Origin of the sequence: Massilia sp. KIM (assembly GCF_002007115.1) — a bacterium.
Classification (GTDB): Bacteria; Pseudomonadota; Gammaproteobacteria; order Burkholderiales; family Burkholderiaceae_D; genus Telluria.
The window spans coordinates 2,444,608-2,468,122 of record NZ_MVAD01000001.1; the positions used below are offsets into that span (position 1 = coordinate 2,444,608).

The 23,515-nt window shown below is 68.4% G+C and carries 22 protein-coding genes; 5 read left to right on the forward strand and 17 right to left on the reverse strand.

All coding sequences use genetic code 11. The annotated features are described in order from the left end of the window. Position 1 precedes the first annotated feature (1 nt). Genes B0920_RS10620 through B0920_RS25560 form a run of 10 tightly spaced genes read right to left on the reverse strand, consistent with a single transcriptional unit; the run spans position 2 to position 8,775 of the window. Positions 2-493 (reverse strand): type II secretion system protein, encoded by a 492-nt coding sequence (locus B0920_RS10620; protein ID WP_078032465.1) that lies wholly within the window; start codon positions 491-493, stop codon positions 2-4. After that, positions 490-2,613 (reverse strand): secretin and TonB N-terminal domain-containing protein, encoded by a 2,124-nt coding sequence (locus tag B0920_RS10625; RefSeq protein ID WP_078032466.1) that lies wholly within the window; start codon positions 2,611-2,613, stop codon positions 490-492. Before B0920_RS10625 ends, B0920_RS10620 begins: the two co-directional genes overlap by 4 nt. Next, positions 2,613-3,155, reverse strand: coding sequence for a hypothetical protein (locus B0920_RS10630; RefSeq protein ID WP_078032467.1), 543 nt, complete (start codon positions 3,153-3,155; stop codon positions 2,613-2,615). Before B0920_RS10630 ends, B0920_RS10625 begins: the two co-directional genes overlap by 1 nt. Beyond that, on the reverse strand, positions 3,152-3,721 hold the full coding sequence (locus B0920_RS10635; protein WP_229455352.1) for a hypothetical protein: 570 nt from the start codon (positions 3,719-3,721) through the stop codon (positions 3,152-3,154). Before B0920_RS10635 ends, B0920_RS10630 begins: the two co-directional genes overlap by 4 nt. Next, positions 3,718-4,284: a PilN domain-containing protein gene (locus B0920_RS10640; RefSeq protein WP_078032468.1), complete on the reverse strand. Its 567-nt coding sequence runs from the start codon at positions 4,282-4,284 to the stop codon at positions 3,718-3,720. Before B0920_RS10640 ends, B0920_RS10635 begins: the two co-directional genes overlap by 4 nt. Then, positions 4,281-5,114 carry a hypothetical protein gene (locus B0920_RS10645; protein WP_078032469.1) on the reverse strand — a complete coding sequence of 278 codons (834 nt, stop codon included), beginning with the start codon at positions 5,112-5,114 and terminating at the stop codon, positions 4,281-4,283. Before B0920_RS10645 ends, B0920_RS10640 begins: the two co-directional genes overlap by 4 nt. Continuing rightward, positions 5,107-6,798 (reverse strand): GspE/PulE family protein, encoded by a 1,692-nt coding sequence (locus B0920_RS10650; protein WP_078032470.1) that lies wholly within the window; start codon positions 6,796-6,798, stop codon positions 5,107-5,109. Before B0920_RS10650 ends, B0920_RS10645 begins: the two co-directional genes overlap by 8 nt. A gap of 11 nt (positions 6,799-6,809) precedes the next feature. Beyond that, on the reverse strand, positions 6,810-7,994 hold the full coding sequence (locus B0920_RS10655; protein ID WP_078032471.1) for a type II secretion system F family protein: 1,185 nt from the start codon (positions 7,992-7,994) through the stop codon (positions 6,810-6,812). Between the two features lie 54 nt (positions 7,995-8,048). Beyond that, positions 8,049-8,480 carry a type II secretion system major pseudopilin GspG gene (gspG, locus tag B0920_RS10660; RefSeq protein WP_179119138.1) on the reverse strand — a complete coding sequence of 144 codons (432 nt, stop codon included), beginning with the start codon at positions 8,478-8,480 and terminating at the stop codon, positions 8,049-8,051. Positions 8,481-8,508: 28 nt separating this feature from the next. Continuing rightward, positions 8,509-8,775, reverse strand: a complete 267-nt coding sequence (locus B0920_RS25560; protein WP_143745700.1) for a hypothetical protein — start codon at positions 8,773-8,775, stop codon at positions 8,509-8,511. 181 nt (positions 8,776-8,956) lie between these two features. On the opposite strand from B0920_RS25560, the gene B0920_RS10665 reads away from it, so the two are divergent. Both B0920_RS10665 and B0920_RS10670 read left to right on the forward strand, forming a co-directional pair. Continuing rightward, a complete protein-coding gene (locus B0920_RS10665) occupies positions 8,957-9,763 on the forward strand; it encodes an NF038120 family PEP-CTERM protein (RefSeq protein ID WP_078032473.1) in 807 nt (268 codons plus the stop codon). 31 nt (positions 9,764-9,794) lie between these two features. Then, positions 9,795-12,995 (forward strand): S8 family serine peptidase, encoded by a 3,201-nt coding sequence (locus tag B0920_RS10670; protein ID WP_078032474.1) that lies wholly within the window; start codon positions 9,795-9,797, stop codon positions 12,993-12,995. 93 nt (positions 12,996-13,088) lie between these two features. On the opposite strand, the gene B0920_RS10675 is transcribed toward B0920_RS10670, so the two are convergent. Beyond that, complete coding sequence (locus tag B0920_RS10675) at positions 13,089-13,514, reverse strand: hypothetical protein (protein WP_078032475.1); 426 nt, start codon at positions 13,512-13,514, stop codon at positions 13,089-13,091. 323 nt (positions 13,515-13,837) lie between these two features. On the opposite strand from B0920_RS10675, the gene B0920_RS10680 reads away from it, so the two are divergent. Next, the gene (locus tag B0920_RS10680) at positions 13,838-14,152 is read left to right on the forward strand and encodes a hypothetical protein (protein ID WP_143745701.1); all 315 of its coding nucleotides are present in this window, start codon (positions 13,838-13,840) and stop codon (positions 14,150-14,152) included. 24 nt (positions 14,153-14,176) lie between these two features. Here B0920_RS10680 and B0920_RS10685 read toward each other — a convergent pair whose 3' ends face one another. From B0920_RS10685 to B0920_RS10700, 4 genes are all read right to left on the reverse strand, one after another. Further along, the gene (locus B0920_RS10685) at positions 14,177-14,935 is read right to left on the reverse strand and encodes a LuxR C-terminal-related transcriptional regulator (protein WP_078032477.1); all 759 of its coding nucleotides are present in this window, start codon (positions 14,933-14,935) and stop codon (positions 14,177-14,179) included. 2 nt (positions 14,936-14,937) lie between these two features. Next, positions 14,938-15,660 carry a winged helix-turn-helix domain-containing protein gene (locus B0920_RS10690; protein ID WP_078032478.1) on the reverse strand — a complete coding sequence of 241 codons (723 nt, stop codon included), beginning with the start codon at positions 15,658-15,660 and terminating at the stop codon, positions 14,938-14,940. A 157-nt stretch (positions 15,661-15,817) separates the two neighbouring features. Next, positions 15,818-16,408 carry an NF038129 family PEP-CTERM protein gene (locus B0920_RS10695; protein WP_078033377.1) on the reverse strand — a complete coding sequence of 197 codons (591 nt, stop codon included), beginning with the start codon at positions 16,406-16,408 and terminating at the stop codon, positions 15,818-15,820. 14 nt (positions 16,409-16,422) lie between these two features. Continuing rightward, positions 16,423-19,407: an ExeM/NucH family extracellular endonuclease gene (locus B0920_RS10700; protein WP_078032479.1), complete on the reverse strand. Its 2,985-nt coding sequence runs from the start codon at positions 19,405-19,407 to the stop codon at positions 16,423-16,425. 178 nt (positions 19,408-19,585) lie between these two features. On the opposite strand from B0920_RS10700, the gene B0920_RS10705 reads away from it, so the two are divergent. After that, a complete protein-coding gene (locus B0920_RS10705; protein ID WP_078032480.1) occupies positions 19,586-20,362 on the forward strand; it encodes a hypothetical protein in 777 nt (258 codons plus the stop codon). Positions 20,363-20,675: 313 nt separating this feature from the next. After that, the gene (locus tag B0920_RS10710; protein WP_078032481.1) at positions 20,676-21,272 is read left to right on the forward strand and encodes a hypothetical protein; all 597 of its coding nucleotides are present in this window, start codon (positions 20,676-20,678) and stop codon (positions 21,270-21,272) included. Positions 21,273-21,458: 186 nt separating this feature from the next. Here the strand turns inward: B0920_RS10710 and B0920_RS10715 are convergent, their stop codons facing one another. Together B0920_RS10715 and B0920_RS10720 are read right to left on the reverse strand one after the other, a co-directional pair. Next, positions 21,459-22,448, reverse strand: coding sequence for a TIGR03790 family protein (locus B0920_RS10715; RefSeq protein ID WP_307188903.1), 990 nt, complete (start codon positions 22,446-22,448; stop codon positions 21,459-21,461). A gap of 156 nt (positions 22,449-22,604) precedes the next feature. After that, the gene (locus tag B0920_RS10720) at positions 22,605-23,309 is read right to left on the reverse strand and encodes a PEP_CTERM-anchored TLD domain-containing protein (RefSeq protein WP_373887897.1); all 705 of its coding nucleotides are present in this window, start codon (positions 23,307-23,309) and stop codon (positions 22,605-22,607) included. Positions 23,310-23,515 lie beyond the last annotated feature (206 nt).

Here is a 23,515-nt window from a genome sequence, read left to right on the forward strand (position 1 = left end):
CTCACCATTTGTTGTAGGGGATGCCGTTCAGGCCCAGGCGCTCGGAAGTCGAGTACACGTCGTAGACGTCCTCGCCCTCCTTCGGCTCGTCGGCCTCGCTGGCGTAGCTGCGCTTGCCCCAGGTCGCGGCGTCCGACAGCTGGGGGTCGGGCTGGAAGGGGTCGCGCGGCAGGCGGCGCATGAAGAAGATCTTCGCCCCCTTCGGGCTGCGCTGGTCGCGCACCCCTTCCACCAGCAGCTCCAGGCGCGCCGGATAGCCGGTGGCGCCGGCCGCCTTGGCGATGCGGCCCTCGTCGCTGGCCTTCTTGTAGGCGTCCAGGCCGGCGCGGATCTCGCGCAGCGCGCGGCGCAACTCCTGCTCGTCGCGCCGCTGCGCCGTGACCTGGGCCACCGGCACCACCAGGGTGCCCAGCAGCGCCAGGATCGCCAGGGTCACCAGCAGCTCGATCAGGGTGAAGCCGCGGCGCGGGGCCGGGGCGCACAGGGTGCTCATTGCTGGGTCGCCGGCGCGGGTTGGGCGGATGGGGCGGGTTGGGCCGGCTGGCCCGGGGGCGGCGGCGCCACCGGAGTCACCTCGACGTTCGCCGGCGGCTGGCCGGTGGGCGGCGGGCCGGACGGCGGGGAGCCGAGCTGCGGGGTGCTGGGCAGCTGCGAGGGCGGCACCGACAGCGGCGCAGCCGGCGCGGCCGGCGCGGCGTTCACGCCGGCCGGAGCCGGAGCCGGGGTCGGGGCCGGAGCAGAAGCCGGAGCAGAAGCAGGAACCGAAGCGGCGGCCGGCGCGGCCGGCTGCTGGCCGGCGGCCGCCGGCTGGCGGCCGCCGGTGGGCACGGTCACGGAGCGCACCACGTTGTCCGGGCGGCGGCGGAAGCTGGCCTCGGTGCCGGCGCCGAACTCGGAAGCGGCGGCCGGCGGGCGCTGGATGTTGCGCACCAGGCGCGGCGTGATCGACAGCACGATCTCGGTGCGGTCGCTCTGGTCGCGCGTGCTGCCGAACAGGCGGCCGACGATGGGCAGGTCGCCGATGCCGGGGATCTTGCTGCCGCTGGAGCGGTCCTCGTTGCTGATCAGGCCCGCCAGCACCTGGTTCTCGCCGTCCTTCAGCTGCAGCAGCGTGGTGGCCGAACGGGTGCCGATGCGGTAGGCCACCGAGCCGGAACGGGTGGTGACCGATTCGCCCAGGGTGCTGACTTCGAGCGAGATGCGGATCGCCACCTCGTTGTTCAGGTAGATGACCGGCTCCACGTTCAGGGTCAGGCCGACGTCCACGTAGTTCACGTTCTCCGAGGCGAAGCCGCCCACGCCGGTCGACACGGTGGCCGAGATGTTGGGGATCTTGTCGCCGATGACGACCTTGGCCTTTTCCTTGTTGCGCACCCGGATGCGCGGGTTGGCCAGGGTGTTGGTGTCGCCGTCGGTCTTGTTGGCGTTGACCTTGGCCTCGATGTTGCTGACCGCGATAGAGCCGCGGTTCAGGCGGCGCAGGCTGTCGATGGTGAGCGGCGCGCCGTCCTCGAAGGTCAAGGGGGCGAAGGACACCGCCGCCGGCCACTGGATGCCGAGGTCCATGATGCGGCTGCGCTTGATTTCCAGCACCTCGACGTCGAGCATGACTTCCGGCTCGGGCACGTCCTGCAGGGCCACCAGCTGCGTGGCGATGCGCACCGCTTCCGGATTGTCGCGCAGGATCACCAGGTTGAGCTTCTCGTCAATCACCACGTCGCGCGCCTTGAGGATGGTCTTGAGGGTGTTGGCGATGTTCTTGGCGTCGGCATTGGCCAGGAAGAAGGTCTTGACCGTCATCTCCTGGTATTCGCGCAGCTTGGCCGCGATGTTCGGGTAGATCAGGATGGTGTTGCCGTCCATGACCTGGCGCTCGAGCTGGTTGGTCATGAGGAGGTAGTAGACCGCCGCTTCCACCGTGCTGTTCTTCAGGAAGATCGAGGTGCGCTGGTCGCCCTTGACGTCCTTGTCGAAGACGAAGTTCAGGCCCGAGTGGCGCGAGATGATCTCGAACACCTGCTTGAGCGGGGCGTCGCGGAATTCCAGGCTGATCGGCTTGCGGTAGGCCGCCGCCAGCGCCGCCTCGCCGGCCGGCTGCTCCAGCGCCTTCTCGTTGACCTGGACCAGCAGCTGGCGCGCCGGCTCGTAGCCGGGACGCTCGGTCAGCAGGGCGCCCAGCTTCTGGCGCGCGCCATCGAGCTCGTTCCTGTCGAAGGCTTCGCGGGCAGCGGCCAGCATGCTCCCCAGGCGGCGCTCGGATTCGACCAGGCGCAGGCCGGCGCGGGCGCGGTCGTTGCCCGGGTCGAAGGAAAGCACGCGCCGGTAGTTTTCCAGCGCCAGCTCGGGCTGGCCCTCCTGCAGCAGGCGGTCGGCCTGTTCCAGCAGGCGCGCGCCGGCGCTGTCGCGCGCGCGCAGCCAGGCCGCCTTGTACAGCGGGTTGGTCGGATCGGCCGCCACCGCTTCCTGGTACTTGGCCAGGCCGGCCGCGACCTGGTCCTGGGCCAGCAGCGCATTGCCTTCCTGGTAGGCGCGCTGGGCGGCGCAGCCGGCCAGCAACAGCGCCAGCGGCAGCACGAGCGCCACGGCCCGGCCCTTGATTCGCAAACGAAGCATCAGTCGAACACTCCAATATTGAGCTGCTGAACCTGGTTCAGCGGCAGGTAGGTCAGGGTCAGGACCGGCGGCTTGATCGCGTCCACGCGGTAGGCGCCGTCGATGACGTCCTTGTCGCGCACCAGGTAGGCGCGCTCGCCGCGCGCCAGATACACCTGCCATACGCCGTCCTGCAGCGACTTGCCGATGAAGGTGAAGGGCAGCGGCGGCGCGCTGGGCGGCGGCGGTGGCGGCGGGGGCGGCGCCGGTTCGGGCGGCGGGGTCCAGTCCTGGCGCGCGAAGGCGGCGGCATCCGGCCCGCCGTCGGCGCCCAGCAGGGTGGCGCGCGGGATCAGGCGCGCGATGCGCGTCTCCTCCCCTTCCCCGGCCGCTCCCGCCACGCCGGCGGACGGCGCGCGGCCAGGCGCCGGGGCGGCGGGAGCGGCCGTCGCGGCGCGCTCGCTCGGCTCGGCGATGCCGCTGTCGGGCGCATTGTCGCCGAACGCGAGCAGGCCGGCGGCCAGCAGCAGGGCCGCGCCCAGGGCGAGATGGCGCGGCTTCATTGCGGCACCCCGGGCGTCTCCAGCAGGTAGAGGGTCAGGCGCAGCCGCGCCTCCACCTGCGGGTCGCCGATGCTGTCGCGGCGGAAGCTCAGGTCGTCGAGCGAGGCGTGCGGCAGCGCGCGCAGGGCCGCGAACACGAACTGCCAGATCGCGCCATACGCGCCCTTGACCGGCAGGTTGATCTGATAGGTGTGCAGCCGGGCCGCGCGGTCGTAGCTGCTGCGGTATTCGCCCTGCTGCAGGGCCAGGCCGTGCTTGCCGGCCAGCGCGAACAGGGACTTGAGCTGGTGCTCGACGTCGCGCCTTGCGCCCAGGGCCGCATAGAACTCGGCCAGGTTCTGGTCGCTGCTGGGCGGCGCGGGCGGCGGCGCGGCGCGAACCGGGGCCGGGGCCCGGGCGGCCTGGCGCGCCGCGGCGTAGTCGCGTTCGAGCTCCTCGCGCGCCGCGAGCAGCCAGGCCAGCGCGAAGGCGCCGGCCGCCAGCAGCGCCAGCACCGCCGCCACCGGAGGATTGATGCGCCCCAGCGCCAGGCGCAGGCGCAGCCAGAGGCCGGCGGCGCGCATCATCGGCCCGCTCCTTGGGCGCCCCATTGGGCCTGGATCTGGAAGCGCACCGGGCGGTTCGGGTCCTGCTCCACCACTTCATGGCGCACCAGGGCCACCGCGCTGAACCAGGCCTGCTCCTGCAGCTTGCCGACATAGGCGAACATGTCGTCGGTGCCGCGCGCCTCGGCGGTGAGGCGCAGGCTGCGGCGTTTGGCGTCCGGCTCGAGGGCCAGCAGGGCCACGCTGGGCGGGGTGGCCGCGGCCACCGCGTCGTGCAGCTCGCGCCACGGCAGATTGAGCTGCATGATCGCCTCGTTGACGGCCTGGGCCTGCTGCGGCGCGATCGCGACGGTCTTGGCCGCCGGGGCCGCGGCCGGGGCCGGCGCGGCGGCCGCGGCGCGCGCGGCCAGGGCGGCGCGCAGGGCGTCCAGCTCGCGCTGCTTGTCGAGGTAGTCGAGGCCCTGGACCAGGGCCAGCGCGCCGATCGCCAGGCCGGCGGCCAGCGGCCCGACCAGGCGCGGCGGGGTGTGGAACAGCACCCGGCGCAGGCTGCGCGGGGCGAAATCGATGCGGGTGCGCCTCATGCCGCGCTCCCGGTGCGCGCCAGCCGGGCCAGGTCGGTCCAGCCGGCGTTGGCGGCGTCGTCTTCGTGCTCGAACAGGATGCAGGCGAATTTCAGGCGGCCCACGCTGCTGGCCCAGCGCGCCGGCGCCGCGCCGCACAACTGGAGGCGCTCGGGCCGGCCGACGCCCACCCGCAGGGCTTCGCGCGCCACGTGGGCTTCCAGCCAGTCGCGGTCGGCGCCGGCCGGGATCACGGCGGTGCGCACCGCCGCCAGCCGCTTGCCGTCGTAGGCGGCCAGCGACAGCACCCCGCCCTGCACCAGCCCGAACCAGGCGCCGGGACGGCGCTCGCGCCGCCATTCGTTCATCGCGGCCACGAACTGCGGCACCACCTCGACCAGGTGCAGACGCAGCGCGCGCGTGGTGTCGATCAGCTGGTCCAGCAAGGGGCCGGGCACGGCCGCGGCCAGGAAGGGATGGGCGGCGTCCCAGTCGGCCTGGATGCGCCAGTCGCCGCCGTCGCTGCCGAACAGGTGCTGGAAGCGCAGGCGCGCCGCCGCCTCGAGGTCGGCCGGGCGGCTCGCGCCCGGTGGCGGCGGCACCTGCCACAGGCGCACCAGCTCGTCGGCCAGCACCACGCTCACCGGCCAGCCGCCGACCGGCAGGTCGCCCCCCAGGTCGTCGGCGAACAGGGCGCGCAGGCCGTCCGCCAGGGCGCCCGGCGCAGCCAGGTCGGCGTGGCGCTCGGCCAGGGCCAGGGGCGCGTTGCCGAACAGGCGGCTGGTCCTGACCAGGGCCAGGCCGTGGGCCGACAGGCCGATGCGCAGCGATTGTCCGATCCGTCTACGCATGCAAGGTCACCCGCTTGATCTCGTCGATGGTGGTGGCGCCGCGCCGGACCAGGTCGAGCGCCGCCAGGCGCAGGCTGCGGGTGCCGTTGGCGTGGGCCGCGGCCTTGATGCGGCGGATCGGCTGCTTGTCGACGATCAGCTCGCGGATCTCGTCGTTGAGCGTGAGGATCTCGGCGATCGAGCGGCGTCCTCGGTAGCCGGTGCCGCGGCAGTCGCCGCAGCCCTTGCCGCGCATGAAGACGTAGTCGGCCACCTCAGGCCGCGTCAGGTGCACCGAGGCCAGTTCGGCCTCCGCCGGCTCGTAGCGCGCCGCGCAGTGCGGGCAGTTCATGCGGATCAGGCGCTGGGCCCAGATCCCGTTCAGGGCCGAGACGAAGGCGTAGGGATCGATCCCCATGTGGGTGAAGCGGCCGAACACGTCGAACACGTTGTTGGCGTGGACCGTGGTCAGGACCAGGTGGCCGGTCAGGGCCGACTGCACCGCGATCTCGGCGGTCTCGCGGTCGCGGATCTCGCCCACCATGATCTTGTCGGGGTCGTGGCGCAGGATCGAGCGCAGGCCCTTGGCGAAGGTCAGGCCCTTCTTCTCGTTGACCGGGATCTGCAGGATGCCGGGCAGCTGGTATTCGACCGGGTCCTCGATGGTGATGATCTTCTCGCGTCCGTTGTGGATCTCGGTCAGGGCCGCGTACAGGGTGGTGGTCTTGCCCGAGCCGGTCGGGCCGGTCACCAGCAGCATGCCGTAGGCCTCCTGGGCCAGGGCGCGCAGGGTCGCCAGCGAAGGCGCGTCGAAGCCCAGGGCTTCCAGGGTCAGGGCGCCGTAGGACTCGATCATGGCGCGCTTGTCGAGGATACGGATCACCGCGTCCTCGCCGTGGATGCTGGGCATGATCGAGACCCGCAGGTCGATGTCGCGCCCGCCGGACTCGACCCGGAAGCTGCCGTCCTGGGGGATGCGGCGCTCGGCGATGTCGAGTTCGGCCAGCACCTTCAGGCGCGAGATGATGTGCTCGGCCAGCTCGACCCCGCCCACGGTGGTGGCGTGGTCGAGCACCCCGTCCACCCGGTACTTGACGGCCAGGCCGCCGGCGGTGCTCTCCAGGTGGATGTCGGAAGCGCCGGCCTTGAGCGCGTCGTAGAGGGTCGAGTTGACCAGCTTGACCGCCGGGCTGCCGGCCTCGGACACCGAGGCGAAGGACAGCACCTGGGCGGTGCGGCCGTCGCGCCGCCCGTCCCCCGCCCCGCCGACGATGGCGTCGACCGCGCGCGCCGATTCCTCCTGCTTGGACAAATAGGCCTGGATGTCGGCCTGCAGCGCCAGGCACAGCTCCAGCGGGGCGCGCGCGGTGGCGCGCGCCTGGGCCCCGAGCCAGGTCTGGAGGTCGAGGTCGAAGGGATCGGCCAGCACCCCGGTCAGGCGGCCGTCGGCGGCGCGCAGCAGCACGCAGTGGCGCGATAGGGCCTGGGCCAGGGGCAGCAGGTCGAAGGCCGGCGCCAGGGCCAGCATGCCGGCCGTCTCCATCACCGGCATGGCGAAGGGCGCGGCCAGCTCGCGCACCAGCCGGCGCGGCTCGCGCCCGGTCAGGCCTTCGAGCTCGGCCACCAGGCCGCGGCGCGACTGGGCGGCGGCGGCGCGGGCGCGCGCCAGCAGGGCCGCGTCCAGCGGGGCGTCGACCGGGTGCATGGGGGCGGCGCTCACGACATGTCTCCCGCCAGGTCGAAGATCGGCATATAGAGCAGCACCACGATGGCGCCCACCACCAGGCCGATGGCGGCCATCAGGAGCGGCTCGAAGGTGCGCGTGAAGCGGTCGATCCAGCGCCCGATCTCGCCGTCGTAGAAGGCGGCCGACTGGGTCAGCATCGGCCCCATCTCGCCGGTGCGCTCGCCCACCCGCAGCATGCGCAGCGAGATCGGGGTGGTCAGGCCGTTGGCCTCGAAGGCGTTCGACAGCGGCTGGCCCGACTCGATCGCGGCGCGCGCCTGGGCCAGGCCCTTGCGCACGCCGCTCGAGACCATCGGCTGCACGGTCTCGATGGCGTTGACGATGGTGATGCCGCCCTCGGTCAGCATGCCGAGCGTGAGGTAGAGGCGCGAGAGTTCATAGATGCGGGCGCGCTCGCCGATGCCCGGCAAACGGGTGAGCAGGCGCCGCAGCCCGCCGCTGCGCAGCAGGTGGCGCAGGCCGGCGAAGGCGCCCACGGCCAGCAGCAGCGCGGCCAGGCCGATGGCGCCGCCGTGGGCGGAGGCGAACTGGCCCCAGTCCAGCAGCAGCTGGGACATCCAGGGCAGCGAGCGTCCTGCGCCGTGGTAGACCTCGGCGAACTTGGGCACCACATAGCCGATGAGGAAGGCGCTCACGCCCCCGCCCACCAGGAGCAGGATCACCGGATAGATGGAGGCGCTGACGATCTTGGCGCGCACCGCGTCGATGCGCTGCTGGTAGTCGATGTAGCGCGCCAGGGCGCGCGGCAGGTCGCTGGTGCCTTCGGCGGCGCGCACGATGCCGACGTAGAGCGGCGGGAACAGCTCGGGCTGGTCGGCCAGCACGCCGGAAAAGCGCTTGCCTTCGCGCAGGCCGGCCAGCAGGCGCTCGAACACGCTGCGCGCGCCCGGGCTGCTTTCCTTTTCCAGCAGGGCCTCCAGGCCCTCGACGATGCCCAGGCCGGCGTTGAGCAGGGCCAGCAGCTCCTGGCTGAACAGCACCAGCGAGAGCTTGCCGCCGCCGCCGCGCCTCAGGCGCGCGCGCGCCGGCTCGACGCTGCTGACGAACAGGCCGCGCGCTTCCAACTGGCGGCGCGCATCGGCGGCGTCGACGGCATCGACGACGATGCTGGCGATCGACATGTCGGGCGCAAGTGTACGTACGGCGAACTGCATGGGGAGCCCGGCGAAAGACGTTGCGTTGAGCTGGCGGAAACGGCGCCGCGCGACTTATTGGGAACTGATGTCGGCGTTGTCGCCGCTGCCGCCGGGCTGTCCGTCCTTGCCCAGCGAGACGATCTCGTACTCGCCCTTGCTGCCGGGAGCGCGGTACTGGTAGGCGTTGCCCCAGGGGTCGGGCGGGACGCCCTTCTTCAGGTAGGGGCCGTTCCACTTGGCGCCGGCCGAGGGCGGCGCGGTCATCAGGGCGCCCAGGCCTTCCTCGGCGCTGGGATAGCGGCCGACGTCGAGGCGGTAGGTGTCGAGCGACTTGTCGAAGGCTTCGATCTGGGCCTTGGCCACCGTGACTTCCGACTTGCCGAGCTGGGAGAAATACTTGGGTCCGACGTAAGCCGCGAGCAGGCCGATGATCACGATCACGACCAGCAGTTCGAGCAGCGTGAAGCCGCGCACGCGCCGGCGCGAAGGGTGGCTCTGTTTCATTCCTGCATACATCTGTTGGACTCCTGGATTACACAAGCACAAAGACATGGCGAGGGGCGCGCCGGCCGGCAAGCGCGGCCTGCCGGAACCTCTCCGTCGGCGAGCAGGCTACCACGCCCGCAATAGTTGAGACAACTTTTCTTTCAAACTTGTAAAGCCCGGCGCACACCCCGCCGGGAGCGGTAACACGCATGCCACAAAACGCTTTTTTGCGCCAGCGGCGCACGATTGCAATGTCGCAATTTTCGTACACGAAAGTTACTGAAATATGCACGTTCTTGATAGGGGAAAACAAATTTTCTCCAGCGAATTTCCTTTGATTCAAAATTACCTTCGTTAAAATTTTTTACATCTTCATTATTTCCTTTGCTATATTTAATTGCAACCCGTTAACGGAAAAGCGGGGCGGCCCGCCTGCCCAAAGGCACAGCAATCGGATTCACCAAATAAATCACCAACGATAAAGGTAAAGACTGATGAAACGCGAACTTCGACCTGCTGCGCGCACCTACTCGGTGCCCGCGACCCTGAAACCTTTGCTGTGCGCCGCCGTGGTGAGCGCCCTGGGCGCCCTTGCCCCCGCCCAGGCCGAAGTCATCACGTTCGACAGTGTTACCAATATCGTGTCCGGCACCCTGAAACCGGGCGACACCGCCTACAACACCGGCGACGCCTTCACCCAGGGCGGCTACCAGTTCCGCGCCAACAACAGCGCCACCGCCGATCCTTCCGACTATGGCGTGGTCGGCGCCCTGGTCGACTCCGACAACAGCTTTGCCTGCCTGGTCACCGGCTGCCCGAACGGCACCGGCAGCACCTATTACGCCGGCCTGAACGACGGCTCGCTCACCGTCACCGGCGCGAGCCCGCTCGGCTTCACGGTCAGCGGCCTCAAATACGCCTTCGTGGCGCCGCTCGACGGCCTGGCCGATTTCAGCTACGGCCGCCTGCTCCTGACCGGCATCACCAGCACCGGCGCCAGCTTCAGCACCGGCGGCGACTTCGCCGGCCAGGGCGCCAACAACCGCTTCGACTTCGCCGATTTCCTGTTCGACGCCAGCTTCGCTACCACCGCCTTCACCAGCCTGACGATCAGCGCCTGCCTGTTCGACGTCAGCGGCGACTGCATCGACGTGCACGAACTGACCCGCAACCAGGCCCAGTTCGCGATCGACGACCTGGTCCTGAACGCCGCGGCCGCCGTGCCGGAACCGGGCACGATCGCCCTGCTGCTGATGGGCATGGCCGGCCTGGGCGCCGCCTCGCGCCGTCGCGTCCTGTGATCCGCCCCGCATCGAACAAGGAAAAGAATCCATGAAACTGCGTCCCATTTCCCTCGCCGTGCTGGCGGTCCTGTCCAGCGCCGCCCTGAGCGCCTCCGCCGACGGCGTGCGCCGCTCCTACATCGTGCAGCTGGCCGACAAGCCGGTCGCCACCTATACCGGCGAAGTGAGCGGCCTGCCCGCCACCAAGCCGGCCCCCGGCCAGCATCTCGACGTCAGCGCGGCCGACGTCCAGGCCTATATCCAGTATCTGGAGAAGAAGCAGAACAGCGTGCTGGCCAGCGTCAACGCGGCCCAGCTGACCCACAAGTACAAGCTGGTGTTCAACGGCTTCGCGGCGCGCCTGACCGAGTCCGAAGTCAAGGCCCTGAAGGCCGACCCGGCAGTGGCGGCCATCAGCGCCGACGAAGAGCGTACGCTCGACACCAACTTCACCCCGACCTTCCTGGGCCTGGACAAGCCGGGCGGCCTGTGGAGCAAGGAACTGAACAACAAGAGCAAGGGCGAAGACGTCATCATCGGCATCGTCGACGGCGGCATCTGGCCCGAGAACCCGGCCTTCGCCGACCGCGTCGACGGCGAAGGCAACCCGACCTTCGAGGCCTCCGGCACCCTGGCCTACGGCGCTCCGCCGGCCAAATGGAACGGCGCCTGTATCGAAGGAGAAGGCTTCACCGCCCAGAACTGCAACAACAAGCTGATCGGCGCGCGCTACTTCAACGAGACCTTCCTGTCGACCGGACGCGAGATGCACTGGTCCGACTTCGTCTCGCCGCGCGACTCGGTGGACGGCCCGACCGCCCACGGCGGCCACGGCACCCACACCGCCAGCACCGCCGGCGGCAACAGCAACGTCGCCATCAACCTGAACGGCATCCCGATGGGCAAGGCCAGCGGCATCGCGCCGCGCGCCCGCATCGCCGCCTACAAGGTGTGCTGGACCTATCCGGACCCGAGCGCGACCGACGGCACCGGCACCCGCAACAGCTGCTTCAACTCGGACAGCGTGGCCGCCATCGACCAGGCCGTCGCCGACGGCGTGGACGTGATCAACTTCTCGATCAGCGGCTCGCAGACCAGCGTCACCGATCCGGTCGAACTGGCCTTCTTCGGCGCTTCCAACGCCAACGTCTTCGTGGCGACCTCGGCCGGTAACGCCGGTCCGGCCAACGCCGTGGCCCACCTCAGCCCCTGGGTCACCACCGTGGCGGCCTCGACCCACAACCGCCTGAACGGTGCGACCGCGACCGTCAGCAACGGCGCCACCTATACCGGCGCTTCGCTCAACACCAGCCCGCTGCCCGCCACTACCGCGATCTCGGCGCGCGACGCCGGCATGAAACCCTTTGCCCAGCTGAACGCGGCCGACCAGGAAGCGCTGCGCCTCTGCTACACCGACGCCAACCGGATCCAGTGGCCGGCCAGCGCCGACGCCGCCCTCGACCCGGCCAAGGTCAAGGACAAGGTCGTGCTGTGCGAGCGCGGCACCAACCCGCGCGTGGACAAGAGCAAGGCCGTGGCCGACGCCCAGGGCGTCGGCATGGTGCTGATCGACACCGGCACCAGCCTGGTGTCGGAAATCCACAGCGTCCCGACCGTGCACCTGACCAAGACCGACGGCGAAGCCCTGCGCAGCTACGTGCAGTCCAACCCGGCCGCCACCGTCGCGATCTCGTCCTGGAGCCTGATGACCAGCTTCATCCCGGCCCCGGTCACCGCCGGCTTCTCGTCGCGCGGCCCGAACCGCGGCTACGCCAGCATCCTCAAGCCCGACCTGATCGCGCCGGGCGTGGACATCATCGCCGGCCACTCGCCGGTCAAGACCCAGGCGGAACGCGACGCCATCGCCAGCGGCAGCGGCACCCCGGGCGCGGCCTGGGCCTCGCTCCAGGGCACCTCGATGGCCAGCCCGCACGTGGCCGGCCTGGGCGCCCTGCTCAAGCAGCTGCACCCGAACTGGTCGCCGGCAGCGATCAAGTCGTCCCTGATGACCACCGGCGGCGCCACCTTCAACGACGGCCTGCCGGGCGCCCAGAACGGCCGCCTGCCATGGGGCCAGGGCGCCGGCCACGTGCAGCCGAACCTGGCCTTCGACCCGGGCCTGGTGTACGACGCCAACATCCTCGACTACGCCCGCTTCATGTGCGGCTCGGGCGCCGGCGCTGTCTTCGCTCCCGGCACCTGCTCGCAGATCGGCACCATCCAGGCCCACAACCTGAACCTCCCGTCGCTGACCGCCGGCAGCGTGCTGGGCAAGCTGAGCATGACGCGCACCGTCACCAACGTCAGCGGCGCCCAGGCCACCTTCACGCCGAGCGCCACCCTGGACGGCTTCACCGTGAGCGTGTCGCCGGCCTCCCTGACCCTGGCGCCGGGCGCCAAGGCCAGCTACACGGTCAACCTGACCCGCACCAGCGCCCCGCTCGACCAGTACAGCTTCGGCTCGCTGGAGTGGAACAGCAATCTGGGCCATAAGGTCCGCAGCCCGCTGACCGCGCGCGCCCAGGCCCTGTCGGCCCCCGCCACCCTGCACAGCGAGCAGGTTACCGGCAACATCGTGTACACGATCGGCACCGGTTACAACGGCAAGCTGGGCGCCCTGCAGGGCGGCCTCAAGCCGGCCACCCTGAACCAGCAGACCGTGGGCCAGACCCTGGCGGCGGACGGCGGCGTGGCTGAATGCGCGGCCGGCGGCTCGTCCGGCGTGAAGGCGACCAGCTTCACCGTCCCTGCCAACACCATGGTGGCCCGCTTCTCGCTGCGCGACCTCGACACCAGCGGCTACCAGGCCGGTTTCGCGGACGACCTGGACCTGATCGTCTACGGTCCGAGCAACACCCAGGTCGGCTATAGCGGCAACGCGACCTCGAACGAGATGGTGACCCTGGTGGCGCCGGCGGCCGGCACCTACCGCGTCTGCGTGGCCGGCTACGCCCCGCGTGGCGGCAGCTCGACCTACACCCTGGCTTCGTGGGTGGTGGGCGCCGGCGAGACCGGCGGCAACCTGAAGGTCTCGCTGCCGGGCAGCGTGTTCCTGGCAGGCACCGCCTCGGCTGTGGCAAGCTGGTCCGGCCTGACCCCGGACACCCGCTACCTGGCCGCGATCCGCTACCTGAACGGCAGCGCCACGGTCGGCACCTCGCTGCTGGAAGTGGATGCCACCAACCCGGTCCCGACCCCGGGCCCGGTGGGCAAGCCGCCCAAGGCCGGCGCCGTGACCTCGCTGCGCTGATCGCCCCTGGTCCGCCGCCAGGCGGACCTGAAAAAAAACGCTGCGTGCCTCCGGGCACGCAGCGTTTTTCTTTTGCTGGCCGTGAAGCCGGTCTCAGCTGGCGTCGGCGCCGCCCAGGCGGCAGCTTCCCGATACGCAGACCGCGCCCGGATCGGGGCGGTAGCGGCAGGTCGACATTTCACCGGTCTTGACGATTTCCGACTGGCGCTGGGCCCGATAGCGCTCGGCCAACTCGCGCAACTGTTTTTCGTTGGTGCGGGTCACCGAGTACGGCAGGTAGTCCTGGGGGCCGCCACAGGCCAGGGCGCCGACCGGAATGCTGCGGCATTGGGTGCTTTCGCTGCAGGTGGCGTCGGCGGTCAGGGCGCGCATCTGGGACAGCAGGTCACCGCCTGGGGCGGCCTGGGCCTGGGCCGGGCGGGCGCCAGTGTCCTTCGGGGCCGAAGACGTGGAGGGATCCTGCGCCTTGGTGGTGCAGGCGGCGCAGCCGAGGAGAAGGATGAGGAGAAGTTTGTTCATGCCGCATCTTCGCGCTCCCTGCTGCCGTGGTCAAGCGAATCACATCCTTTATAGAGCTGCTAATTAATCGCAGGAACTTGCTTTTTCGTCGTGGCTACGATGCCACGCGGCAATTTTTCCACAGCACATTTTTCTCAAAAGAATTTTTTATTTCTTTGAGGATATATTGGGCTTCTTCGCTTAACTTCGCTCAACATCGCAAATCTTTCGTTCAATAAACTTAATCTTGGCTGTTCGCTAACGAAATTAATTGAGCACCGGCAAAAATTTACGAACTACAATAGCCTCACTTGTTACAGACCAGCTCGCTCAAAACGATCACCATGAAACAAATCAGCTTCCGCACCACCGCCGCCCTCGCCCTCGCCGTCCTGCTCAGCGCTTGTGGCGCCGGCCAGCAAGAAGTCCAGGCGACTGCCCAGACCGCCTCGGTGCAGACCGCCGCCGTGACCACTGCCTCTTTTGAAGCCGCCTCGACCGGCGCGCCGGTGGCCCCGGTGGTCTCGGCCAACATGCCGGCGCCGGATTGCGCCCCCGAAGGCTGCAACAGCCTGCGCATCATCGACGGCAATGCCGAAGCCTGGCGCATCGACGCCCAGCGCCGTGCCGCCCAGGAAGGCCAGTACCCCCAGTCGTAATCTTGATGCCGCCGCCCGGCGGCGTCACAGCAGGCGCAGCTCCATGCAGCGCGCCACAGCGTGGGCCCGGTTTCCCACTCCCAGCACCCGATACACGCGCTGCAGGTGATTCTTCACCGTCAGCGCGCTGATCCCGAGCGCGTGCGCGGCTTCTTCGTTGCTGCGGCCCGCGCGCACCTGTTCCAGCACCGCCAGTTCACGCGCCGACAGCGCGCGCGCCAGGCGCACGCGTGCGCCCTCTCCCGCCCCCAGGCGCAACAGCGCCAGATGCAGGTAAGGCAGCAGCAGTTGCAGGAACCAGGCCTGGCGCGCCCCCGGCCGCAAGGGTAGGCCAAGGAAGGCGAACACGGTGGCGGCGCTTCCGTGCGCCCCTCCGCCCTGCCCCGCGCTGCCATGCACCAGGGTATTAACGTAGCCGCTGCGGCGCAGCGCCTCGCGGCAGGACGCCAGCGCACCGCCGGCCCCAGCCGGCTCGTCCGGCGTTTCCAGTTCCAGCACGGCCGGCTGAGGCGGACCGACGCGCCAGGCCCGGGCCAGCGCCGGTCCCAGCTCACCCTCCAGCTGCGCCAGCGCGCTTGGGGCCAGCACCGCCTGGCGCAGGCATTCGACACGCCGCAGCGCGCCGCCGCCATCGAGCTCCATGCACAACAGCGCCGCATGCGGCAGCAGGGCCTGCAGCGGCCCCTGGCTCCAGAGGAAAAACTGGCGCAGGTCGGCCAGCCCGACCCCGGATTCGATGCTGCGCAGCAGGTATTCCTGCTCCAGCTTGCTGAGGATGACCATGTTCAGGCGGCCGTGGCCCAGCCCGCCCGGGCCTGTAGCGACCAGGCCGCGAAGCGGTAGCCGCTGCCGCGCACGGTTTCGATGTGACGCTCGTGCCCGCTCGCCTGGAGCGCCAGGCGCAGGCGGCCGACATGGGTGTCGACGGTGCGTTCGTCCAGCACCGCGTGGCGGCCCCATACGCCGTCGAGCAATTGCGAGCGGGTGTGCACCCGCTCCGGGTGGTGCATCAGGAAGTTCAGCAGGCGGAACTCCACCGGTCCGAGCGGGATGCGACGCACGCCCGCGGTCACGCGCTGGGTGGCCGGATCGAGGCGCAGGCCGGCCAGCTGGATGCAGTCGGCGCCCGGCGCCGGAGCGCGGCGGCGCAGCACCGCGCCCATGCGCGCCAGCAGCTCGCGCGGGCCGAAGGGTTTGGTCAGATAGTCGTCGGCGCCGGATTCGAGCGCCAGCACCTTGTCGTGCTCGGCCGCGCGCGCGCTCAGCATGATCACCGGCAGGTCGCGGGTGCGGGCCTGGGCGCGCAGGCGCCGCACCAGCGCCTCGCCGCTCTGCCCCGCCAGTTCCCACTCGAGGATCAGGAGCTCGGGCAAGGCCTCATCCAACAGCACCAGGGCCGATTCGGCATCGGCGCAGCAGGCGGCCGTATAACCGGCGCTGCCGAGGTTTTGCACCAGCAATTGCTGGGTGCGGGGATCCGGATCGACCACGAAGACTTGGGCTGACATGGTGCAGTGTCTGTATGACAATGCTTTGACTATGCCGCAAGCCCCGACGCCTGAACAATATAATTTCGTTTAACAATTGAGACGTTTGGCGACTAAATCCTGAAACAAAAACACCTGGCCTCGGGCAGGTGTTTTCGCATGGGCGAAGGGGTCTGGATCAGCGTCGCGCCGCCTTGCGACGGGTGAGGCCGATCAGCAACAATCCGCTCGCCACCAGCAGCCAGTCGGCCGGTTCCGGCACCGCGCTCACGCTCACGCCCTGCCCCGGCACCTCGACCGTGTCGGCCAGGCCCGGCACGCGCTCGATGGTCAGGAGGTCGGCGGCGGCGCCCAGGTAGCTGCTGAAGTCCTCGTTGAACAAGGCCACGCTGAACAGCATGCCGTTGTCGCCGCCGAAGTCCTCGAGCGCCACCCGGAAGCTGAACAGGCCGCCGAAGTTCACGCCCTGGTCGATGAAGTTGTAGCCGGTCTGGTTACCCAGGGTGAAGCCGTCGAGCACGTTGCCGGCGGTGTCGCCCGCCAGCTTCAGTTCGCTCGTGAAGTCGCCGCTGAGGCCGTCCACCCGCGCGCCGGCGCCCGGGTCGCCCGGACCGTTGAAGCCGAAGTCGAGCCAGCCGGTGCTGCCCGCCCATTGCGCGGTATCGATCGTCACGTGGTAATACACCGGATTGGCCAGGGCCGCCGGAACGGTGCCCAGCATGGTCAGCGCCAGCATGGCGCGCAGGAATAGTGCTTTGATGTCGAACATGGTCTTTTCCATTCTTAGAAGCTGCCGCTGAAGAGTTTCGGCGTGTAGTTGATGCTGGTACGGGACGGATTGGTGAAGGTCGTGCCCAGCGTGACGGTGGCGCCGGCCGCGATCGTGGCCTGCGGCAGGCTCAGGTAAGGTGCGCCGTTACGCGTGCCGCTGGCGTTGTCGAGCGTGACGCCGGCAGGCAGGCCTTGCAGCAGGAAGTGCAGCGGGCCGCTCAGGGGTTGGCCGCTGGTGTTGGTGATGGTGACATTGCCGCTGTACTTGCCCGTCAGGCGGTTGACCGTGAAGCCACCCAGCGTGATCTTCACCGAAGCGCTCAGGTCGGCGTAGGTCGGGGTCAGGTTCAGGCTTACCACCACCGGGTCGTGGTCCGAGGCGCGGTAGGGGTCCATGGTGAACTGGTCCTTCGGCGTGTCGCCCAGGTTGTAGTCGATCGCCTCCGGCTCGTCGGCGTTGTTGTGCCACTCGGCCGCGCCGGCCACCTGGCTGCTCAGGGAGGCGCTCGCCAGCGCGTGGTCGAGGTAGCCCGACTGGCCGTCGAACACGTAGGAGTAAGGCATGCCCTGCGGACGCACGAAGCGCTCGATCTGGTTCACCAGGCCGGCGCTGCCGGTCAGGTAATTGATCGGGTTCTCGAAGGCGTAGGCGTTGAGGTCGCCGATCACCAGCACGTCCGGGTCCTGGGCCGCCGAGGTCACCTGCGGGATGAACCAGCTCGCGAGACGCTGGGCCTGGCTGGTGCGCAGCTTGTCCCAGCAGCCCTGGCCGTTGCCCGGGTCGGTGTCGCCGCTGCCGGCGCCGCCGCAGCTGGCCTTGGACTTGAAGTGGTTGACGATCACCGAGAACACCGCGCCGTTGGCGGCCTTGAAGCTGGCGCCCATCGGAGGACGGTTGTGGATGGCGTCGCCGTCGGAGAGCGAACGGTTGCCGACCAGGTTCAGGACCTGCGGCTTGTAGATCATCGCCACCCGGATCGCGTCGGTGCCGGTCGCGGCCGGCTTGGGCACGACCGCGTAGGTGGGCTTGCCGTAGGCGGCGTTGAGCTGGTCGACCAGGTAGCCGGTGGCGACGTCGCCGTTGTTCTCGATTTCCATCAGGCCGACCACGTCCGCGTCCAGGGCCTTGAGCGAGGCCACGATCTTGTCGCGCTGGCGCACGAACTCGGCCAGGTTGTCGGCGCCGCGGCATTCCGAGGGGCTGGTCTTGCCGCCCACGGTGCAGCCCGGGCTGGCCTTGCCCCAGGCGTCGGTGCCGTCCGGGAAGCTGGTGAAGAAGTTCAGCACGTTGGCGCTGGCCACCTTGACCCCGGCCGGCAGGGTCGGCGCAGGCAGGCGCGCATTGGTGCGCGAGAACACCGGGGCCACGGTCGGCTGCAGCTTGAAGCCGGCGCCGCCGCCACCGAGCGAACCGAAGTCGAGCACGCCCGTCAGGTCGTGCACGGTGTCGCCGGCACGCACGGTGCCGTCCTCGGCCAGGTAGGGAATGGTGGCCGGGGTGGTGAAGATGCCGTCGTCCAGCACCACCTGGTTGGCCTTGTTCTCGGCCAGCAGGGCGGCGGCTTCGGGCGAGCCGGCCGGATGGCGGTTGGTCGGGTTCTCGCGGCGGCCATTGGACAGGATCAGTTCGCCGCGGTCGCCGAGGTAGCGGTTGCCGTTGACGGTCAGCGGGGTGGTGAAGCGCACCAGCATGGCTTCGTAGCGCCCCAGGTCGGGCTCGGGCAGACCGATGTTGGTCGGGACAATGGTGTAGCCGCTGCCGATGGTCGTGATGTAGGTCACGTCCTTGAGTTCGGTGTAGCTGCGGCTCGCGCCATTCGGCTTGTACTCGTCGACCGTGGCGGTGACGCGCACCAAGTCGCCCACCGCCGCCGTCGTATTGGTGCCGAACACGTAGATCGCGTCCGAGGTCGCCGGGTCGTCGTCGCCGTTGGGATCCTGCAGGAAGAAGCCGTTGCCGACCTTGGCCGTGATCACGCCGCGGGTGGCGACCACCGCGCCATCGTAGTCGCTGGTCGCCTTGGCGCCCTGGATCTGCGAAATGCTGAGCTCGCCGGAGACGGTGACGTTGACCGTGCAGCTCGCCTTCTCGCCCTCGTTGTTGCCGAACTCGATTGTGACCGGATATTTGCCGGCGGCCAGGCTGCCATCGGCCTGGAGGGTGACCTCGGCCTTGCCGCCGTCGGCGGTGGCCGGGACCAGGCCGGACAGGCCGATGCCCGGCAGCGCGCCGGCGACGATGGCTGCCTTGTCGACGATGCTGTCCGGGTCGGTGGCCGACAGCAGGATGCTGGCGGCGCTGCCCTTCTCGGCCACCAGGGCGGCCGGGCAACTCGGCACGATCGGCTTGGCGACCGGAACGCCGGAGCACACGTTGCGCGCCGAATCCATGTTGCGCGGACCGGTCACGAGGCGGGAGACGAAGTCGCTGCTGTTGTTGTCGGTGTCGGTGCAGCCCGCGGCTTCGCGCTGGATGCTGTTGGTCAGGCTCGGCGCCGGCGCCTGGCCGCCTTCCGAGACGTTGGCGTTGCCGTAGCCGACCATTTCGACGATCGAGGCGTGGGCCACGGCCGGTGGCAGCGAGGTGGTGGAGGTCGACAGCGAGACGCGGCCGCCGTTGCCGGACAGGTTCATCGCCGAGGGCGCGGTGGCGTTCGGCGTGCCGACATCGGCCCCGTTGGCGCCGCCGGCGGCCGTGATCAGGAAGTACTGGCCTGGTTGCAGGGTGACATTGGGCAGCAGCAGGAAGCTGCTGTTGCCGGTGCCGGTGGCCGAGTGGTAATGCACGCTTAGGCCGCCCAGGCTGGCCGGTTCGCTGCTGCGGTTGAACAGTTCGATGAAGTCCTTGTTCCATGCGGCGCCGGCATTGCCGCCCGCGCCGTAGACCTGGCTGATGACGATGTTATTGGGAGTGGCCCAGGCGCTGGCCGCCAGCCCGCCCAGCAGCGTGGCCAGGAGGGTGCGGCGCAGGAAAATCGGTGCGGTGAGAGTGGTCATGAAGGTTCCGTGTTGTCCGCCCCGTTGCCCGGGGCATGCGTATCGTTAGCAAATGCATATTAAATGCACAAATTGACAACATGATGACCACGGATTAGTCCGTACGGATCAAGCGAAATTGCAGTGAATGTGACAATGCGCGTATCTCGCGACACATTTGCCTTGCTAACATGCATCCATGACCGATATCGAGATGCAGACCAGCCGCGCCATCGCCATGAACCAGGAAGGGCGCCATGAGGAAGCCCTGGCGCTGTTGCGCCGCCTGCTCGCCGAGGCCGAGGAGGCCGTCGCGCCGACCCGCTCGCGGCTGTTCATCGCCATCCTCGAATGGACCATGCTGGCCGAGCATTACGCGCCGGCGCGCGCCGCCCTGAAGGACTTGCGCGAAGACCAGATCGCGCGCCTGCTGGCGGGCGACCTCTATCTGGGACGCGACGATCCCGACGGCGACCCGGACGCCCGCTTCGGACGCATCTCGCGGTTCTCGCTGATCGTCGACATCAATCACACCCTGCACGATGCCCGCTCGACCTGGTCGGTGTTCAGCGCCCTCGACAAGAGCCAGCCGCGCCTAGCCTGGCAGTACGCCTGGAGCGCCCTGCCTGCGGTGGTCGAGGCCGGCGACTTCGCGCTGGCCGAGCGTTACCGGGGCGATCCGCTGGCCAGCCTGGAAGGGGTCAACGACCAGGCGCGCTGCGCTCCCCTCTTCCCCCTGCCCGGCCAGGCGCCGCGGCTGGCAGCGGAACTGATGAACCTGGCCACCGCAGTGCGCCTCGGGGCCGCCATCCTACGTGGCCTGGGACGTGGTTCGGAAGCGGAAGCCTTGCGCGCATCCCTGCTGGCGGGACTGGCGACGGCGGAGCTGAAGGAATGGGCGCGCCGCGAGCTCGATTTGCCGGGCACGATCACGCGCGAGATCGTCGACCGCCAGATGGCCCAGGATTGCGCCTGACATAGCCGAACACGGCAAGGGTACGGGCCTGCCTCATCGCGCCGGGCTCGCGGCTGGTGCGGATATTCGCTGGCATTCCCCCTGTCACATAGCCTGCCGCTTGTGATAGTCCGTGACTATCTAGCGTCGGCGAACTGCTATGCTGGACCGAATGGTCGGGTTCGGTTAAGGCGGAACTGACACGATGCAGAACCTGACATCCAAATACGTCGTGATTTCGGCAGCATCACTGTTGCGCCCCCGTATTGGCCAACCAAAAAAATACGTGAATACGGTCATATGTTTAAATTAGCAAATGGGTGGAAACTCATCGATGATGGAAAATAGCCAAGTGCTGCCCGATAGCCGGAGCGGCGAAGACCTTGTGTCTGTCGCTCCTATTTTCTACGTAGTCTCCCGAAAGAAGTTGGCAATATTGTATCTAGCCACACTAGGGTTTTACGGGGTCTACTGGTTCTATAAGAATTGGAGCAATTACAAGAACTTCAACTCGGACAAATTTAACGTTGACCAATCGATCTGGCCGGTTGCACGCGGTATATTCTCCATCTTCTTCACCCACGCCTTGTTCCGCGAAATAAAGGCCTATGGGCGGGACAAGACCGCGCTGGCTGAATGGAATAACGAATTGCTTGCGACACTACTGGTGCTATTCACAATCGCATCGAACATACTTGACCGATTGAGCTATCGTTCCATTGGCTCGCCCTACACAGATGTCGCCTCGCTTCTGATCATGATGCCCCTGCTTGGTCTGTTGCTTAGTGCCCAGCACAAGGTCAATGTCAGTTGCGATGACCCCAAGGCCGAAAGCAACAGCCACATGACCAGTGTTAATTACTGTTGGATAGCGCTAGGTGCGATCTTGTGGTTCCTCATCGTTCTCGGCTTGATTTTGCCGGAAGCCTGACTACTGCTGTGGAACAGCGGCGATAGAGGACTTTCAGGTGCCTGAATCTTTTGAAAGATTCGCTCGCTAATAGAAAAAATACGTTTAAGCAAAAACGATAGTACGCTCTGCAAATTCGGACATGGCGCGCACACGACGCGCCTGAACTGGTCGCCTGAATTTAGTATGGGCTACAGGGACGCTGTGTCAGCGCCGGCCACGATAAGGCGCGGCCAGCGGCTCGCCGATGAACAGGCCCTGGGTCGGCCAGGCCACGCTCTTCCAGTACGCCTCGATCGCCGTATCTCCCGCTACGTAGTTGCGCAGCAGGACAGCCGGATTCGGAAACTTCTGCCAGTGATTGCAGGGCTCGCTCACCGTGCCATAGCTGGCCGTCGCGCCCGCCTCCAGCCAGCGCAGGCTGCTCATCTGCTGGGTGCCCAGCAGGTCGCCGCCGAGCGAGGTCAGGTGATCGGCCAGGGCGCCCGGCACGAACTTCAGGGTCTCGAGCTTGCTCACCTGCGCCATGCCGGTCTGGTAGATCAGGACGTCGTCCTTGTTCTCCAGCACGTCGGCCTCGATGCGCTTGGTGGCCAGGCGCCGCGCGGCGATCTTGCCGTTGGGCGGGAAGAAGCCGGCGCGCGTGTTGCGCGCCTTCTCCGAGGTCACGAGGTAATACGCCGTGGCCGGCACGGTGCGAAATCCCGCAGCGGCGCCGCGGTCGATCAGGGCCTTGGCCTCCTGCACCGACTCGGTCGGCAGCAGCATCGACAGTCGCATGCGGTGTTCGCCAAAAGGCGCGCCGCCCTTGGCGTTGAAATAAGGGCTGGGACGGCCGGCGGCGCAAGTCTTCAAGCATTGTTGGGCGTCGTAGCCCAGGCTGTAAGCGCCGGTGATGGCATTGCAGTCCACCGCATAGGGCGCGGTCCAGACCATCAGCACCGCCTGCACCTGCGGCCCCAGCTTGCTGTCTATCTCTTCACGCAACTCCTCGAAACGCTCGGGGCTGAGGCGCTGGGGCTTGCCCGGAATACGCACGTGCACCACGTTGGCCTTGGGGATGTCCCGCCGCTTGCGGTAGTACTCCCCCACCGCCACGCTGTTCGGGTCCTCGTCGTTGATCACGATCGCCAGCGCCTCGGGGCGCAGGGCCGCCGCCGCATGGCCCGCGTGCAGCAGGCCGGCGCACAGGAACAAGGCTAAGGCGAAACGGAAGAAGAAGCGGAGTGGATGAAGCGCAGGCTCAGGCGGTGGTCGTCTCATGGATAGGCGAATGGTGGACAGGATCGCGGCCCGCTCCGTCGCCGGACGCAGGCCTGTGTGCATGATGCCACAGGCCCGCCGACAGCCGCGTTACGCCTTGCGCCGGCGCCGCGCCGCCCAGCCCAGCACGCCCAGGCCGGCGGCCAGCATGGCGTAGCTGCCCGGCTCGGGCACCGGCGCGATCGAATACACCTCGAGCGCGTCGATGCGCATGAACTGGCCGCCATAGCTGCCGTCGATGATGCTGCGGCCCTCGTAGTCCGGGTCGCCGTAGGTCAGTTGCCAGGACAGGGCGACGTCGAGCCCCTCGCTGACGAACAGGTCCGGCCCCTGGCCGAAGGTGGGACCATGGTCCGACCAGTTATAGGTCAGCCGCGCGCCCTGGCTGGGCAATTCATAGGTGCTCGGCACCGGACGGAACACGGCCGGGTCGGTGTAATTGAAGATGAAGGCCGTGCGCTCCCAGTCGCGCTGGGCGATGTGCCAGCCCTCGGTCGAAGACCAGCTGTTGGGGTTGTAGCCGCCAACCAGCCAGCTGCCGCCCGTGTCATTGCTGACGCGCATCAGGGTAAAGGTCGGGCCCTTGCCGTCGGCGGCGGCGTGGAAGTCCGCCGAGTAGTTGCCGGTCTGGCGGGTGTAGATGTTTTCCAGGTAGAGATCCCCGGCGCCGAGCCAGCGTTCGAGCTGTCCGTGCAGGGTGATGTCCAGGAGAGGGGTGCTCTGTGCCTGCGCCAGGGACGTCCAGCCCCCAAGCGCAGCGGCCAGCAGGCCGGCTGCAACGGTCGTCTTCATGATGAACCTCGCTCGCATTCTCGACGGTTCATTGTATGCCACGACCAAAAGGACCTACGCACGCTTGAATGTTTGGCGTGCCCAGCAATGCAAAACGGGGAACCGAAGCTCTAATGCCGTTCAGTTAGCGCATACACGTCATTCCGGCGCAGGCCGGAATCCAAGTTCTCCGAGCTGTCGAGCCGCCGAACTTGGGCCCCGGCCTTCGC